The 13,442-nt window shown below is 47.8% G+C and carries 18 protein-coding genes; 8 read left to right on the top strand and 10 right to left on the bottom strand.

Going from position 1 to position 13,442, the window contains the following annotated elements:
• Positions 1-55 precede the first annotated feature (55 nt).
• The gene (locus tag HP568_RS08285; protein WP_048035889.1) at positions 56-481 is read left to right on the top strand and encodes a Gmad2 immunoglobulin-like domain-containing protein; all 426 of its coding nucleotides are present in this window, start codon (positions 56-58) and stop codon (positions 479-481) included.
• Positions 482-488: 7 nt separating this feature from the next.
• Here the strand turns inward: HP568_RS08285 and HP568_RS08280 are convergent, their stop codons facing one another.
• From HP568_RS08280 to HP568_RS29515, 4 genes are all read right to left on the bottom strand, one after another.
• Positions 489-1,259: an enoyl-CoA hydratase/isomerase family protein gene (locus HP568_RS08280; protein WP_173628914.1), complete on the bottom strand. Its 771-nt coding sequence runs from the start codon at positions 1,257-1,259 to the stop codon at positions 489-491.
• An 18-nt stretch (positions 1,260-1,277) separates the two neighbouring features.
• The gene (locus tag HP568_RS08275) at positions 1,278-2,453 is read right to left on the bottom strand and encodes a CaiB/BaiF CoA transferase family protein (protein ID WP_173628844.1); all 1,176 of its coding nucleotides are present in this window, start codon (positions 2,451-2,453) and stop codon (positions 1,278-1,280) included.
• 130 nt (positions 2,454-2,583) lie between these two features.
• Positions 2,584-2,934: a DUF4870 domain-containing protein gene (locus tag HP568_RS08270; protein ID WP_017249475.1), complete on the bottom strand. Its 351-nt coding sequence runs from the start codon at positions 2,932-2,934 to the stop codon at positions 2,584-2,586.
• A gap of 96 nt (positions 2,935-3,030) precedes the next feature.
• Positions 3,031-3,225, bottom strand: coding sequence for a hypothetical protein (locus HP568_RS29515; RefSeq protein WP_201265896.1), 195 nt, complete (start codon positions 3,223-3,225; stop codon positions 3,031-3,033).
• Positions 3,226-3,717: 492 nt separating this feature from the next.
• On the opposite strand from HP568_RS29515, the gene HP568_RS08260 reads away from it, so the two are divergent.
• The gene (locus HP568_RS08260; RefSeq protein WP_007728413.1) at positions 3,718-3,888 is read left to right on the top strand and encodes a YjzC family protein; all 171 of its coding nucleotides are present in this window, start codon (positions 3,718-3,720) and stop codon (positions 3,886-3,888) included.
• A gap of 51 nt (positions 3,889-3,939) precedes the next feature.
• Here HP568_RS08260 and HP568_RS08255 read toward each other — a convergent pair whose 3' ends face one another.
• Complete coding sequence (locus tag HP568_RS08255; RefSeq protein ID WP_048033665.1) at positions 3,940-4,188, bottom strand: hypothetical protein; 249 nt, start codon at positions 4,186-4,188, stop codon at positions 3,940-3,942.
• Positions 4,189-4,279: 91 nt separating this feature from the next.
• Between HP568_RS08255 and HP568_RS08250 the strand changes: the two genes are divergently transcribed.
• On the top strand, positions 4,280-4,813 hold the full coding sequence (locus HP568_RS08250; protein WP_173628843.1) for a DUF309 domain-containing protein: 534 nt from the start codon (positions 4,280-4,282) through the stop codon (positions 4,811-4,813).
• On the opposite strand, the gene HP568_RS08245 is transcribed toward HP568_RS08250, so the two are convergent.
• Both HP568_RS08245 and HP568_RS08240 read right to left on the bottom strand, forming a co-directional pair.
• A complete protein-coding gene (locus HP568_RS08245) occupies positions 4,810-5,361 on the bottom strand; it encodes an RNA 2'-phosphotransferase (RefSeq protein WP_173628842.1) in 552 nt (183 codons plus the stop codon). The genes HP568_RS08250 and HP568_RS08245 overlap by 4 nt on opposite strands.
• Before the next feature lie 21 nt (positions 5,362-5,382).
• A complete protein-coding gene (locus HP568_RS08240; RefSeq protein ID WP_048033668.1) occupies positions 5,383-6,063 on the bottom strand; it encodes a CPBP family intramembrane glutamic endopeptidase in 681 nt (226 codons plus the stop codon).
• A gap of 194 nt (positions 6,064-6,257) precedes the next feature.
• Between HP568_RS08240 and HP568_RS08235 the strand changes: the two genes are divergently transcribed.
• Both HP568_RS08235 and HP568_RS08230 read left to right on the top strand, forming a co-directional pair.
• Positions 6,258-7,457 carry an MFS transporter gene (locus HP568_RS08235; RefSeq protein WP_048033669.1) on the top strand — a complete coding sequence of 400 codons (1,200 nt, stop codon included), beginning with the start codon at positions 6,258-6,260 and terminating at the stop codon, positions 7,455-7,457.
• A 94-nt stretch (positions 7,458-7,551) separates the two neighbouring features.
• On the top strand, positions 7,552-8,031 hold the full coding sequence (locus HP568_RS08230; RefSeq protein WP_048033670.1) for a CcdC family protein: 480 nt from the start codon (positions 7,552-7,554) through the stop codon (positions 8,029-8,031).
• A 52-nt stretch (positions 8,032-8,083) separates the two neighbouring features.
• Here HP568_RS08230 and HP568_RS08225 read toward each other — a convergent pair whose 3' ends face one another.
• Positions 8,084-8,491 (bottom strand): NUDIX hydrolase, encoded by a 408-nt coding sequence (locus HP568_RS08225; protein WP_173628841.1) that lies wholly within the window; start codon positions 8,489-8,491, stop codon positions 8,084-8,086.
• A gap of 168 nt (positions 8,492-8,659) precedes the next feature.
• Here HP568_RS08225 and HP568_RS30005 point away from each other — a divergent pair, with 168 nt between their 5' ends.
• Together HP568_RS30005 and HP568_RS08215 are read left to right on the top strand one after the other, a co-directional pair.
• A complete protein-coding gene (locus HP568_RS30005; RefSeq protein WP_256434912.1) occupies positions 8,660-8,788 on the top strand; it encodes a hypothetical protein in 129 nt (42 codons plus the stop codon).
• 137 nt (positions 8,789-8,925) lie between these two features.
• Positions 8,926-9,930, top strand: a complete 1,005-nt coding sequence (locus tag HP568_RS08215) for an arsenic resistance protein (protein ID WP_173628840.1) — start codon at positions 8,926-8,928, stop codon at positions 9,928-9,930.
• 57 nt (positions 9,931-9,987) lie between these two features.
• Here HP568_RS08215 and HP568_RS08210 read toward each other — a convergent pair whose 3' ends face one another.
• Positions 9,988-10,803 carry a VOC family protein gene (locus HP568_RS08210; protein WP_173628839.1) on the bottom strand — a complete coding sequence of 272 codons (816 nt, stop codon included), beginning with the start codon at positions 10,801-10,803 and terminating at the stop codon, positions 9,988-9,990.
• Between the two features lie 77 nt (positions 10,804-10,880).
• On the opposite strand from HP568_RS08210, the gene HP568_RS08205 reads away from it, so the two are divergent.
• The gene (locus tag HP568_RS08205; protein ID WP_173628838.1) at positions 10,881-12,050 is read left to right on the top strand and encodes a CapA family protein; all 1,170 of its coding nucleotides are present in this window, start codon (positions 10,881-10,883) and stop codon (positions 12,048-12,050) included.
• A gap of 62 nt (positions 12,051-12,112) precedes the next feature.
• Here HP568_RS08205 and HP568_RS08200 read toward each other — a convergent pair whose 3' ends face one another.
• Positions 12,113-13,378, bottom strand: coding sequence for a homoserine dehydrogenase (locus HP568_RS08200; RefSeq protein WP_048033675.1), 1,266 nt, complete (start codon positions 13,376-13,378; stop codon positions 12,113-12,115).
• Positions 13,379-13,442 lie beyond the last annotated feature (64 nt).

Below are 13,442 nucleotides of genomic sequence, written 5' to 3'. Positions count from 1 at the left end.
TTCCATTCTAATTTCGCCAACCTAGAGAGGAAAACGAATGAAGGGAAGGAAAAACATGCAATTTCGAACAAACATGCTGACAACCTGCTTACTCGCCATGGGCTTGACTGCTGTATCATTCCCCACCATCATTCCGTCCGCAGTAGCCAGCACAAATTCTCATCCGGTTAGCGAGGACAAGGGTCGATATGAGAATGAATCATTTCGGAATATTGCGATCACCAAAACAGGAGAAGGGCAATATACGATTAAAGGTGAAGCACGCGTGAACGAAGCCAACGTACGATTCGTCGTGACGGACGGAGACAAGACATTGGCAAATAGCTTTGTGACAGCTAGCATGGGCGCTCCTGACTGGGGGAGCTTTTCCATCGATCTCAAGCTGGACCCGAGCGCAAAATCACCTGTGCTCTCTTTGTTCGAGGAAAGTGCAGCGACAGGACAGCGCATTCATGAGTTAAGCATCCCACTGCCAAAATAAATCATCACTACGTCCGCTTTAGCTTTGCTTGAACAAGCGTCTGAAATTCAGGACGTGCGATCAGGGACGGCTGCTGTTGCTTTTCCCAGGCCAGTGCATATTCTAGGCCGTTTGCCTGGCAGCGTCCCAACCCCTCTTTTGTTACAGCATACGCTTGCTTCGGCAGGCGACGTACCGCAGCAACTAATTTTTCAACCTCACTTTCGACTTGACTGGCTTCTACCGCTCGATAGATCAAGCCGATTTCCTCCGCTTTTTTCCCTGTAATCCTTTCTCCCAACAACGCGAGACGCTTCGCCCACGCCGTACCAACAAGCCTTGGCATAAGGTATGTCCCGCCAAAATCCGTTGTCAGACCTATCTGGACAAAAGGCTCCTGCAAAAGGGCATCTTCCGTCGCAATGACAAAATCAGCATGCAACGCGAGATTGAGTCCCGCTCCGACGGCTACTCCCTCGATGACTGCAATCACGGGCTTTGGCATTTGATGCAAGTTGGTGATGAAATCATTAATGATCGTCAATGATTGATCAGCGTCACTCTTATCCGTCAGCGCAGTTAACACGCCCAAATCAGCACCGGAGCAAAAGTTTCCCCCCGCTCCCCGCAAAATAAGCACATCGACGTCCTCATCTGCTGAAGCTTTTGCGATCGCGTCCTGCAAAAGGGAAAACATTTCAACCGTCATCGCATTGAGGACCTGTGGCCTGTTGAGTGTAATCGTGCAGATTCCACCAGCTTTTGTTACGAGCAATTGCGAATGATGATCCTGTTCCATCATTTTTCTCACCCTTTCCTATGAAGAAGCGGAAGGAATAACCCCCTGCCTTTGCAGCCTGCTCAAACCCTCCTCGGTGAGGTTCAGCTTGTGTTTGAGCAGCTCGTACGTGTAATCGGTGTGCCACGGGGGTGACAATCGCTCCGCCCTGTATCGATGCGCGAAGCTCTCCTCTTGTTCGGGCGACTTCTTTTCCAAATAAGGAAGCGTATACGCGATCTCCCTGTTCGCAACGTACGGATTGTCTGCCCAGTTTTCCCAATCTTCAACGGCGGTCAGACAGCAATCTACTTCACTACCCAGCTCACTCCACTCTGCTTGGGTTCTGGACAGAAACAGTGCTTTCATATCTTCAAACAACTCTGGATGCCCAGCAACACTAGCTCGATGGCATAGCTCCCAGTCTGCTCTTCCTACCGCGCGGCAAAAATTAAGCCAGAACTTCTCTTCCAACGCAGCAAGGGCGACATACTGACCGTCTGCTGTCTCATAGACCTGATACGCCAGCAAACTCCCTCTCCCGGTCTCTCGTCCAATCGAGGAGCTGTATGACATAAACAGTGCATGCAGGCCTGTCCAGGAACTAAACAAGTCAGCCGACGAAACATCCAAATAAGCTCCTCGTCCTGTCCGTGCACGCTGCACAAGCGCCGCGCATATTTGTTCACTGGCATACAACCCGAGCACATAATCAGATAGCGGAATATCTGCAACGACAGGCCTGCCTTCCAGATCGCGAACCAGTGAGAGAAATCCGCTTACTGCCTGAACATTCAAGTCATGCCCCCCTATTTGGTATAGCTCGCCGCTTTGGCCATAGCCCGTCACGGAGCAATAAATGACCGCAGGGTGCATCTCCCACAGGCGATCGTAATCCAGTCCCAAATGTCGCATCACACCTGGTCGATAGCTTTCCACCACGACATCAGCCTGTCTGGCCAGAGCAAACGCGAGCGCTTTTCCCTCATTCGTCCGCAAATTCAAGGAAATGCTTTTATGATTGCGATGTGAACGCAGGTAAAACGCTCCCGTCTCTCTAGCTTCGGGATGAGAAGGCCCGGTTAACGGTGAGTGAGCTTTGTCGTGAAACGGTTCCACCTCGATGACCTCCGCCCCCAAATCAGCGAGGCGCATCGTACAAATCGGACCTGGAAGATGGCGAGAAAAATCAACAATCGTCACTCCCGTCAACATGATTTGACTCCCCCTTCACCGACTACACTCTCTTGTAATTCGAGATGAACGACTGTTCACCCTCTTTTTTAATAGAAAATTCAAACAAATACAAAAAGCCGTCCCTAGTGGAACGACTTTCCAAGAACGGCTATTTAATAAACCGGAGAGTGAGCGGGTAACGGAATTCTTTTCCCTCATTTGCTTTCACCGCAGCGATAATAACGAAGATTGCCCAAAAAATAAAGAGGGCCCCCAATAATAGTGCGCCGATAAAAATGATGATCAACAAACTTGAAATGGCGGCATAAATCGTCACCGAGATGCTAAAATTCAGCGCCTCTTTTCCATGCTGATAAAAAAAGGCTCCCTCTTCCCGCTTGATCAACCATACGATTAAAGGTCCTAGTACATTGCCGAACGGAACGATAAAACCAAGGAAGGCAGATAGATGCACGATCATCGCCCACATTCGTTCCTCTTTCCCATTCAGGAATTGCATATCCATACCTCCATTAATCCTTTTCCTCTATTGTACGACAAATTGCGCAAAACTTGCGAAAAAACGAAAAAAGCGCCTCTACGGCGCCTTTCTCTATTAATACTTGCTCTCGTGACTTCCACCGTACCCGCCACCGTATCCGCCACCATAAGAGGAGCCGTAACCATCGAAACCGCCGTAACCGCCGCCGAAGTGGTCAAAGCCGCCAAAGTGACCGTGTCCACAACTACGACCGTATGGTTTACAATGGGTTTTGTAGTGTGGCTTGTAGAAGCAATGCTTTCTGTACACTTTCTTTTCGCAGCATTTAAAGCATCTGCGACGAGATCTTCTGCATCCGCAACTCATTAACCTCACTCCTTCCTGTTCGTTACATCTACAAGGTATGTAGGTGAAGGCATATCGGCATGGACATCAGTCTATACACGAGTCAAAATCAGCGAATGTCTCGTAGGCTATGGAGTAGTAAGAGTGGTCAATGGCTGATTGGACCGCGCTTTTTCTGACCATCTGCCCTCAAAAATAACGAATCCTGCCGGCAATTCCTCCGATAGATGAGAGCCTATTCATTCATCTCATTTAATGGGAAACGAGCTTACGCAGCTTATTAATACCATGGTGGTCAGGAATTCCTCCCTTGCCGACAATCAACCAGCCCTTCTGGCTGGAGACACAAAGGTAACTGTATTCACCTCTCCAAAAGGAATTAAAAGGGAAAGCATGAAGCGAGTGTACCGGGTCATACTAATTCAGATGACAATTCCTTAGGAAGAAGGTGCCTTCGTGGGAGAACACAGCCGTTTTCGTGAAGGAGAAAAGTCTCCGAAAAATGCCGTATACATGGAGATTGGTGAGTCCGGTGCAAGTGTGCAGGACCCGATGATCATCGAGCTTTCCAGAGGGGAAAAGTTCCCCGCTACACGAAATAAAAATCGCGTATGGACACAAAAGTAAGGAATGCAAAAACCAACCTGGCACTATGCACAAGGTTGGTTCTCTTTTTTACTAATTGTCGTCGTTTTCGTCGTCTTCTTCCTCTTCGTCTTCTTCATCGCCGCTTAAGTAAATAATGGTGACACCCAAGCTCTCCAATAACGAAAGGACTTCTTTGTTCAACTCCTGATCCATGAGCAATCCCAGGCTTTCCACGAGCTCGAGCTCTTCCAGTTCTCCCTGTTCAGCATCCTCGATCAGTTCTATGATTTCGGTCATTCGCTTTTTTTCCAATACGGCTACGAGTTCATCTCTTGTCATAAATGGTTTTACACCTCATTTTCTACTCTCTATGCTTTATAATAGTACATAATCGAACCATTGAAAACCAAGCAGTGAGGTGAAGATCACCATGTATCCGCAACCGTATCTGGATTATTTGATTCAGTTTCATGTAGAACGCGATTATTTTGAGTGTCATGAGATTCTCGAGGAGTATTGGAAAAGCGCTCCTCCACATGAACGACAGCCAGTGTGGGTTGGCTTGATTCAAATCTCCGTCGCTCTTTATCATCAGAGACGAGGGAATCAGTCAGGGGCAATCAAAATGCTCACAAGCGCTATATCCCTCGTCAAAAAGCATCATCTTGACATCCAAAAGCTTGGGTTGGATAGTGACAGTCTGGCGAGCCTGCTTGAAGAGCGCCTGACGGAAATACAAAATGGTCAGCCCTATCGAAGCCTGTCCTTGCCCATGACAGATACTTTGAAACAGGCGTATCAAGAGGCTTGTACGATGCAAAATCACCCTGAACATCGGGATAGTAATATGCATGACGCCTACTTGCTAAATAAGCATACCTTGAGGGATCGAAGCGACGTTTTGGCAGAACGTCAGCACCAGTTGCAAATGCGCGAAGCACGTCGAAACAACGAGTCGAACTAATCTGCGTACTGCTGCAAATAACTGGCTGGGACAGCATCGCTCAAACAATAGTGCTCACCCACTCGGTAAAAGCAAATGCCGGCTTCATGGGCCTCCTTTGCATTTACAGTGACGAGGCGCAATGTGTCTGTCGTCACTCCAATATGCTCCGGCCTCTCTGCAAGCTGCACATACTCACTGGCAATCGGCAACAGACCGCCAGTGAGTACCTGCTTCAATAACTTTCGATGTGTCCCGTAATACAGAACGTCAGGTGGTACGATCTCGATGAGCCTGTTTTTTGCAATGGAGGGCAAAAAGCCGTAGGTAACTCGAATGAGTGCTCCACCGTCCCATTCGATACTACGCTCCGGATCGAATTCCATGACTTGATGAAGATCTTGCCTGGTTATGTACGCACACCCTTTTAGCGTATGAAGATAGTCCAGCAACGGCTCAACCGGGGTATAACCATACGTGTCATAGTAGAGTTGAAATGCTTCACTGTTTTGCCGAAGTATACTGAGCAATCGCTTGCGAAGTCTCGTTTCTTCATGAATCGCCAGCATCAGTTTCTCCCTCCTATCCGATCAATAAATCCAGAGAACCACAGCTAGTGCGAGACCCAAATCCGCGAACAGATGACTCATCCAGTTTGGATAAATCGAAGGAAACATTCCTTTCATCCATCCCCAAATCAACCCTGCACCAAAAACCATCGTTGTAATGAGCAAGCCGTTTCGAAAACCAAATAGGATCGTAGAGATAATCAGGTGATACAAGGAATAAAAAAAGCTGGAAAGAAAAATGGACATCAAGCGGGACAAGGATGCGCGCAACCGCTGCAATACGAAGCCTCGCCAGAACAACTCTTCCAGTAGTGAGTTAATGAAAATGAGGTAGAAGGAAAAAACCCAAATCCAGCGGCGTTCAATCCCCCATGCTTCCATACCTGTTCGAACGGCTTCAGTTCTTCCCGGTTCTTGCAGGAGCAACCAAAGCCCTGCCAGCACTCCTGTCAACATAAGAACGCCAAATGCCAGTCCGTATAAAGTACCCTGCCATTCAAAACTTCCCCACGCTAAACGCCAGTGCTTTCGCAAATCTCCTTCCCACCATCCGTGAAGGGCGGGGATACAGATGCAAACGAGCACATGGAAAGTAAAGAACGTGACAATGACGCTATGCTTTTCCACCAGTCCGTAAAAGATCGTGAGTGTCGCAGCAAATCCATACACAATTAACAGTAGCATCGTTCGTTTTCGCGCCATTTACGAATAGCTCCTTTTGGGCGTAATGGCCGCAGTATTGCGTTAGTTTGTCCGTTATATAGGCGAAGAATACCCACAAAGACAATAAATATACAAGCGTTTGCATGAATGCTATACTAGAGAAATCGATTTTTATCAACTGAATGGATCTGTTCAAATTTTTACCTATCTAACGAATGTGTGGAGTGGCTCTCATGTTATGGCGTAATCGTACCTTTCTGCTTTTAATGAGCGGAGAGATCGTCGCGGGAGCGGGCATGTGGATTTCGATTATTGCCAATCTTTCGTTCATGCAGAAACTCGTTCCTTCTGATACGGTGAAGGGCTTGATTCTGATGTGTGGATTGGTGGTCAGCATCCTCCTCGCCCCTAAAGCGGGTGTGGTAATCGACATGTACGACAAAGGCAGGATCATGCTATTTGCCAGCCTGGTCCGAACACTCAGCCCAGTCTTCATGTTCCCAGCTCTTGCAAACGATTCTCTTCTGTGGATGATTGTATCTTTGATCGTGATGCAATGCTCTGCTGCGTTTTATTTTCCAACCGTACAGGCTTCCTTGCCAGCCATCCTTTCCCAGGACGAGTTACTCAAGGCGAACAGCGCATATTTAAATATCTCTACCCTCTCGCGCATTGGAGGAACGGCAATCGGTGGAATACTCGTTGCGTCCATGGACTTGTCCATGCTGTATGTGTGCTCCATCATCGCGTACGCTGTACTCGCTGTCGTCACGCTCTTTCTCCGCATTCCGCCAGTCACTTCTCGGAAGATTCAGGAAAAAGTGGAGTTTCGCGAAGTACTGACGATCTCGCGACAGGACCCAGCCTTGTTTGTCGGATTGATTAATAACGGGTTGATCACCTTGTTCCTCGGCGGTGTGAACCTGATGATCTTGAACTTTAGCGAGCTGCAACAGGAACCGCAGCTCATGGGATGGATCTATGCAGCAGAAGGAATCAGCATTTTGATTGGGGGGCTCTTGGCAAAACGTTGGATAGGCCGCAGAAACCTCGTGGCAGCGTCCACCATTATGCTCTTTTTCTTCGCGCTGTCCCAGTTCGGCATGTCATTCGCCGATAACAAATTCATGGTACTTGCTTCCTTTTCGGTGTTCGGATTTGTCGTTGCTTTCTTCTTCCCTGTCACGGCAACGATTTTCCAGAAGCGCCTGCCTCCACACCAGCAAGGGCGATTCTTTTCTTTCAAAAGCATGCTGGATCGTGGATTCTTCTTGTTGGCTCTTGCGATAACAGGAGTTGGGCTGGACCTTCTCGGCATTAGCGGTTACCTCCTCTTCATCGGCTCGGTGACATTGCTCTTTGGCTTGTTGACTTTCTTCTACAGCAAAAAGCATAAGCTGGATGTACGGTCCCACGATGAAGCAGCTGCCTAGTATTGGAAACGTACCATGACAAACGCTTTCCCATAGACCATACTTTGGTGTACACTAGTGGAAGTATGTTGAACACTTATGGAGGCGTTTTTCCATGCAGATCCTTTCCTCTCCCATTTTGGGAATCCTGCTGCCTCTCGTGATGGCTATTGCAGTGATCATTGTGAGAATGCGTCGGCAAAAAAAGCCGGCTTCTGCAAAAAGCATTATTTTGCCACCCTTCTTTATGGCGACAGGGTTTGCGATGTTCTTGTTCCCGGAGGCGCAATTACCGCCCAAGTTTGATATTGCTGCCTTTGTGGTTGGGCTTATCTTTTCGATTCCGCTGATTATGACGTCACGCTTCGAAATCATTGGGCAAGATGTGTATTTGAAACGGTCCCGTGCGTTTTTCTTTATTTTGTCCGGTCTGTTGGTCATCCGGCTGATTATTAAACTGCTGATCAATGATAGCTTTACACCGATTCAAACGGGTGGACTGTTCTTCTTGCTCGCATTCGGTATGCTCGTACCTTGGCGCATCGCGATGCTGGTGATGTACCGGAATTTAACCAAAAAGACGTTTGGTACCTAATAGAAAACCACCTCCATTGCGAGGTGGTTTCTTTCATTTTCGGTTCCTCGGATCAAAACTCTACATAAAACGGATGCTCTTCTTCTCGCAAACACAGCTCAATGCGTTGCCGAAAGTTTTTCCAGGTGACCATCTCCAGAGCTTTCTCTACCGGAAAAAAGCCTGCCTCCAAGCATTCCGGAGTCGTGATCAATTCTCCAGCCACCGGCTTGGCTAAAAATAACGCATTGCAGAGGCTTTTCCTAACATTTTGAAAAATACCGCAAAACTTCGTCACTTCAATCTCCAAGCCGCATTCTTCCTTTGTTTCTCGAATGGCTGCCTGTGCAAGAGATTCGCCCTCCTCTACTTGGCCACCAGGCATTTCCCAGCCTCTACGCGGACCCTTGATCAATAAAATCTCCTGACGCTCATTGATGATAATCGCTGCTGCGGACACAATATGTCGGGGTGATCCCATATGTATGCCTCCATTTCTTCTAAACGACTATTCCAGCCTTGATAGACTGAGTCTTTACTCAATACTATATTCCCCTTTGGTAACAAGATATAATTGATCATAAAACTTAAAGTTAACGTTAAGTCAAGGGGTAAGTCATGGCTGGACTTAGCATTGGGCAACGCCGGTATGACAAAACGACTACTTGAACGCACCGGCTTTAGCATTCAGGAAATCGCTATTTTGCTAGAAGGCTTTGATACCCGTGATCCCCTTTCCGAGCGGTGGGAGCAGATCGCAAAGCAAAAACGCTCCTAACTGAGGAGAAGAAAAAACAGCTTAACTCGATGATACAGATACTAGACAGTGGGCTAAGCTGTAAAGGTCTCACATGGTCGGCATGCTTGAAGAAGATAGAAAATACGGGTTCGTGTTAGGAAGGGGAAGTACAAGAAGTGATTTCAAGAGAGCAATTAGAAAAGAATCAAGTTTGGCTCTATGCTTTCGTACTAATGATTGCCGCTGGAACTGGGTTGTTGTGGCCAGAATCCAGTGAAAGCTTAGATCGTATGATTTCGTTCATACTTGCCATCTTACTGTATGGAATGTTTACTCAAATACCGTTTTTTCGTTTACAAGAGGCACTGGCGAATCGAAAGTTCATCTATGCGCTACTTGTTACGAATTACATAGCTGTACCTATTCTGGTTTGGGGGTTAACTCGGTTTCTTCCAACCGATCCGGCAATATTATTAGGTGTACTTCTTGTTTTGCTTACCCCCTGCATTGACTATGTTATTGTCTTTACACATCTTGGTCGAGGGAACGAAAAGCTTGTTTTGGTTTCGACCCCTATACTCTTTGTCACACAAATGCTTTTATTGCCAATTTATTTAGCGCTTTTTATGGGCAAGACATCAGCAGAAATTGTGAGTGTCGGGCCGTTTCTCGAAGCATTTTTAGGCCTTATTGTTGTTCCACTGGGACTTGCTCTCCTTACTCAATGGTGGTCAAGACGCAAACCACACGGAGAACGTTTTCTTGATGCGACAGCATGGCTTCCCGTGCCTTTTATGGCACTAACCCTCTTTATTGTTGTTGCATCCCAAATCTCTAAACTATATACTTCTTATCATTTTATTAGCCAAGTGATTCCCGTCTATGTAGCATATATGGCCATTACACCATTGATTGCACGTATCGTTTCTCGTATATTCCGTTTAGATACCGGAGCGGGGCGGGCTCTTATCTTTAGCGCAGGAACCCGTAACTCTCTTGTCGTTCTACCTCTTGCACTGGCGCTACCTGAACCTCTAAACGGGGTAGTGTCTGCTGTAATCGTAACGCAAACAATTGTAGAACTTATTGGGGAACTCTTATATATTCGTCTTGTTCCAAATGTACTTTTACGAGAGACGAACGGAACTGCTGAAAACAAAATGAATAGGCTTGGTAGATAATGAAACGATCTACATGACGGGCGGTGCGTTGGTACCGCCTCCCTCTCTTCCAAACAACTATTCCAGCGCTGCTAGAAAGTAAGATCCTCCACCAATCTTATACTCGCTATTCTTGCTCGCTCCTGTCAGCCTCACAAAAAACGGTCTCTGCCCACGATTTTTCCATGCAGTCTGCGCCAATCCCTCCTCAGTCGGTTGGCAAAGTACTACATTTCCACCCGGAAGCTCAAATGCCTGACAGATGGCCCCCAGTTCTTTATCGTGGAATTTTTCGCTCTTCTTCCATCCAAACCAGCTTTGCCAACGGGCTGTTGCTTCTTCCAGATCCTTTACTGCATAGCCTACTGACTGGAGATGGGCTGCACCGTTCGGATGTGCACCAATGATACCACGATTTGTCAAATCTTCTATTCTTTCTTCATCTGTCTGCGACCATTCAATGAGAAATGGCGGTAGAAGAGCACTATCTGTATCTTCGAGAAACAACATCCGCCACCGAAGGGTCGTGCCATCATCACGCGTACGACTTCCCGCAACAGGTCCCGTCACCTGCAAACCTTGGCTTCGCAGGCGCTCTGCCCACGCATCCATCTCGCTGGTCCGAAGCGCAATCTGGCCAAATCCTTCTCCCTTTGCTTCGTCCTCGATGCATTGACGTACGAGTGGATTATCTGATTGTCGAGCAAGCTCCTCGTGTTCAACCGCCAAAAATTCAACATAGGAAAGCCCGAAATAACTAAGGCTATTCCATGTCCCCCAAGACGCATGACGCCCTCCGGCTACCGCATGAAAACCCGCCTGGCAAAATTGTTCCGATGCTTCCTGAGGAGTTCGCTGTACAAAATGAACCAAATGATCAAAAGTTAATCGCACCTTTTTTCGCCTCTTTTCGTATTACTTATAGGATATCAAAACTCATTGATGTAAGGATAGAAAGACAAGGGGGAAAAATGAACGAGACCAGATCAAGCCGGGTAAAAGCTCGGCGCAAGCACTCACGCAGAAAATGGGTACGTGTTGGGAAGAGCACGCTCCTTTTTAGCGTGTTGGCCATCTTCGTCGTCGGAACCTACTACCTATTCCAAACTGCCATGGATAGAGAACATACCAACCCGAACACGCAGCCTGCACCTGACAATACCGTGAACCAAAAGGCTTCTGTGCAGCTCACCTTTGTCGGTGACATTATGATGTCAGGAAATGTAGAGAAAACCTTACTCGCAAACAGCTATGACTACCCATACAAGCATGTAAGCTCGCTCTTTTTGCAAGATGATATCACGATTGCCAATTTGGAGACACCGATCACCGAAACAGGTGTTGCTGCACAGAACAAGGCGTATGTCTACAAATCGTCGCCACTTGCTGTTCCTGCCATGAAAAACGCTGGGATTGATGTGGTGAATCTCGCCAATAATCACTCCATGGACCAAGGAGTTCCGGGATTACTGGATACCTTTGACGCTTTGGACAAAAACCGGATTGAATACGTCGGCGCCGGAAAGGATGCAAGCCGTGCCTATTCTCCTGTATTGATAGAAAAGAACGGCATCAAGATCGCGATTCTCGGCTTCAGCAGGGTCATTCCCGAAACGAGCTGGTATGCAGGGAATTCCCAGCCGGGTATGGCCGCTTCCTATGATCCTACGCTAGCAGTGAAAGCGATCCAAGATGCGAACAACCAAGCGGATCTCGTCGTGGTGATTGCACACTGGGGCAAGGAACGCTCCGATTATCCTGTCGATCATCAAAAAGAGTTGTCTCGTGCCTACATCGATGCTGGTGCAGATTTGATTGTTGGCGGTCATCCTCATGTCCTGCAAGGTTTTGAACGATACAACGAAAAATGGATTGCGTACAGTCTCGGCAATTTCATTTTCACACGATCAAACGAACCCAAGACTTGGGAAACGATGGTTCTGCAAGCAAGCTGTACGAAAAGTGGTGATTGTGAGCTGACGATGCTTCCGTTTCACGCAGAATTGGGACAAGCTGTACCCATGAATGAAAGCAACGGCGCTGCCCTGCTAAAACGCATTGAATCCATTTCTGAAAGGGTTGACATCCAAAGCGACGGGCGTGTACAGCCGCGTGCAAAAGCGGTGGAGACTGCCCCCTGACAAAAGAAGCCGTGTTTCTAGCTAACTAGAGATACGGCTCTTCTTCTTATGATTCCTCTTTCTTACGCAGATTCGATAATGGGGAAGCAGCGCACTTCTAAGCCAAAATCATTTTTCAATAGGGACTCGTGCTCTTCACTGATTCCTGTCACGATCAAACCTGCGCGCAAGACGCCTCCCAAGTCGAATTGGACTTTAAGTTTATGCACGTTGACTCCTGCCTGCTGAAGGAAATGCAAGACACGGTCTGGCGTAGCAGTATGACATGAGCCCTCCAGATAACACAGGACGTGTTCTTCCGAGTCCACCGTGACACCAGCTTTGGGAGCCGTTTTTTCTTTCCAGGTAGGATGCGGTGTGAATGGCTGTGTCAATAAATAGGCCAAATCCTCGACGACAGCACTCGCTGTAGGGAGCTCTCCTGCCCCTCTTCCTGTAAACAACAAGTCTCCCACGATGTTGCCGGATAGCTGTACAGCATTAAACGCGTCGTGGATTTGCGCCAACGGATGGCTCAGCGGAAGCATGGTTGGTTCAACAGATAGGCGAATTCCTTTCTCAGCTTGATAGGCCTGCGCGATCAGCTTGATCCGGTATCCCAGCTCGCTCGCAATCCGAATGTGACCTGCTGACAAATCTGCAATTCCTTTGCGAACAACATCTGCTAAAGGCAATGATTCTCCGTAAACAAGCTGTGCCAAGATATACAACTTGTACATAGCATCAAAGCCTTCTACATCCGAACGAGGGTCTGCTTCCGCATAGCCCAGCTCCTGCGCTTGCTTGAGCACCTCCTGGTAAGAGAGCTGCTCTGCCTCCATTTTCGTCAAAATGAAGTTCGTTGTTCCGTTGAGAATACCGCGAACGCCTTGAATATCGTTCGTGCGCAGGAACTGCCGGAGCACGCTCAAGATCGGGATGCCCCCTGCCACACTCGCTTCATAGGCAAGATGCACTTGATGCTGATTGGCCAAATCGACTAGCTCTGTTCCTTTTTTCGCCAAAAGTTCTTTGTTGGCAGTTACTACATGGCAGCCCTTTTCGATCAAAGCACGGACGTAGTCATAGGTAGGTTCTACACCGCCCATGACCTCCACCACGATATCCACATCGCTATTCAATACATCCTCAAAGTCTGTTGTCAGTAAAGTCGGGTCGATAGGAACCGCCCGCTCTTTTTCCGAGTCACGCACCAATGCCTTGACGATCTCAATTCGTTTACCCAGACGAGAAGCCAGCTTCTCCTGTTGTGAACGGATCGTTTTGATTACGCCTCCACCCACTGTCCCCAATCCCAATAATCCCACGCGTACCACTTCTGCACTCATCCTGACCACCCCATACCCCGAATTTTAGATAAAAAGAAAAGCCATCTTCGATAAGAAGAAGGCT

This window comes from Brevibacillus sp. MS2.2 (assembly GCF_013284345.1).
Classification (GTDB): domain Bacteria; phylum Bacillota; class Bacilli; order Brevibacillales; family Brevibacillaceae; genus Brevibacillus; species Brevibacillus brevis_C.
This window is presented reverse-complemented; position numbering and strand designations above follow the sequence as displayed.

Excerpts from the sequence above, each read along its gene's own strand:
- HP568_RS08270 (WP_017249475.1), bottom strand. The coding sequence starts at position 2,934 with ATGCAATTCCTGAATGGGAAAGAGGAACGAATGTGGGCGATGATCGTG.
- HP568_RS08250 (WP_173628843.1), top strand. The coding sequence starts at position 4,280 with ATGTATCCGCAACCGTATCTGGATTATTTGATTCAGTTTCATGTAGAA.
- HP568_RS08285 (WP_048035889.1), top strand. The coding sequence starts at position 56 with ATGCAATTTCGAACAAACATGCTGACAACCTGCTTACTCGCCATGGGC.
- HP568_RS08205 (WP_173628838.1), top strand. The coding sequence starts at position 10,881 with ATGAACGAGACCAGATCAAGCCGGGTAAAAGCTCGGCGCAAGCACTCA.
- HP568_RS08240 (WP_048033668.1), bottom strand. The coding sequence starts at position 6,063 with ATGGCGCGAAAACGAACGATGCTACTGTTAATTGTGTATGGATTTGCT.
- HP568_RS08280 (WP_173628914.1), bottom strand. The coding sequence starts at position 1,259 with ATGGAACAGGATCATCATTCGCAATTGCTCGTAACAAAAGCTGGTGGA.
- HP568_RS08255 (WP_048033665.1), bottom strand. The coding sequence starts at position 4,188 with ATGACAAGAGATGAACTCGTAGCCGTATTGGAAAAAAAGCGAATGACC.
- HP568_RS08245 (WP_173628842.1), bottom strand. The coding sequence starts at position 5,361 with ATGCTGGCGATTCATGAAGAAACGAGACTTCGCAAGCGATTGCTCAGT.
- HP568_RS08225 (WP_173628841.1), bottom strand. The coding sequence starts at position 8,491 with ATGGGATCACCCCGACATATTGTGTCCGCAGCAGCGATTATCATCAAT.
- HP568_RS30005 (WP_256434912.1), top strand. The coding sequence starts at position 8,660 with ATGACAAAACGACTACTTGAACGCACCGGCTTTAGCATTCAGGAAATC.
- HP568_RS08275 (WP_173628844.1), bottom strand. The coding sequence starts at position 2,453 with ATGTTGACGGGAGTGACGATTGTTGATTTTTCTCGCCATCTTCCAGGT.
- HP568_RS08230 (WP_048033670.1), top strand. The coding sequence starts at position 7,552 with ATGCAGATCCTTTCCTCTCCCATTTTGGGAATCCTGCTGCCTCTCGTG.
- HP568_RS08200 (WP_048033675.1), bottom strand. The coding sequence starts at position 13,378 with ATGAGTGCAGAAGTGGTACGCGTGGGATTATTGGGATTGGGGACAGTG.
- HP568_RS08235 (WP_048033669.1), top strand. The coding sequence starts at position 6,258 with ATGTTATGGCGTAATCGTACCTTTCTGCTTTTAATGAGCGGAGAGATC.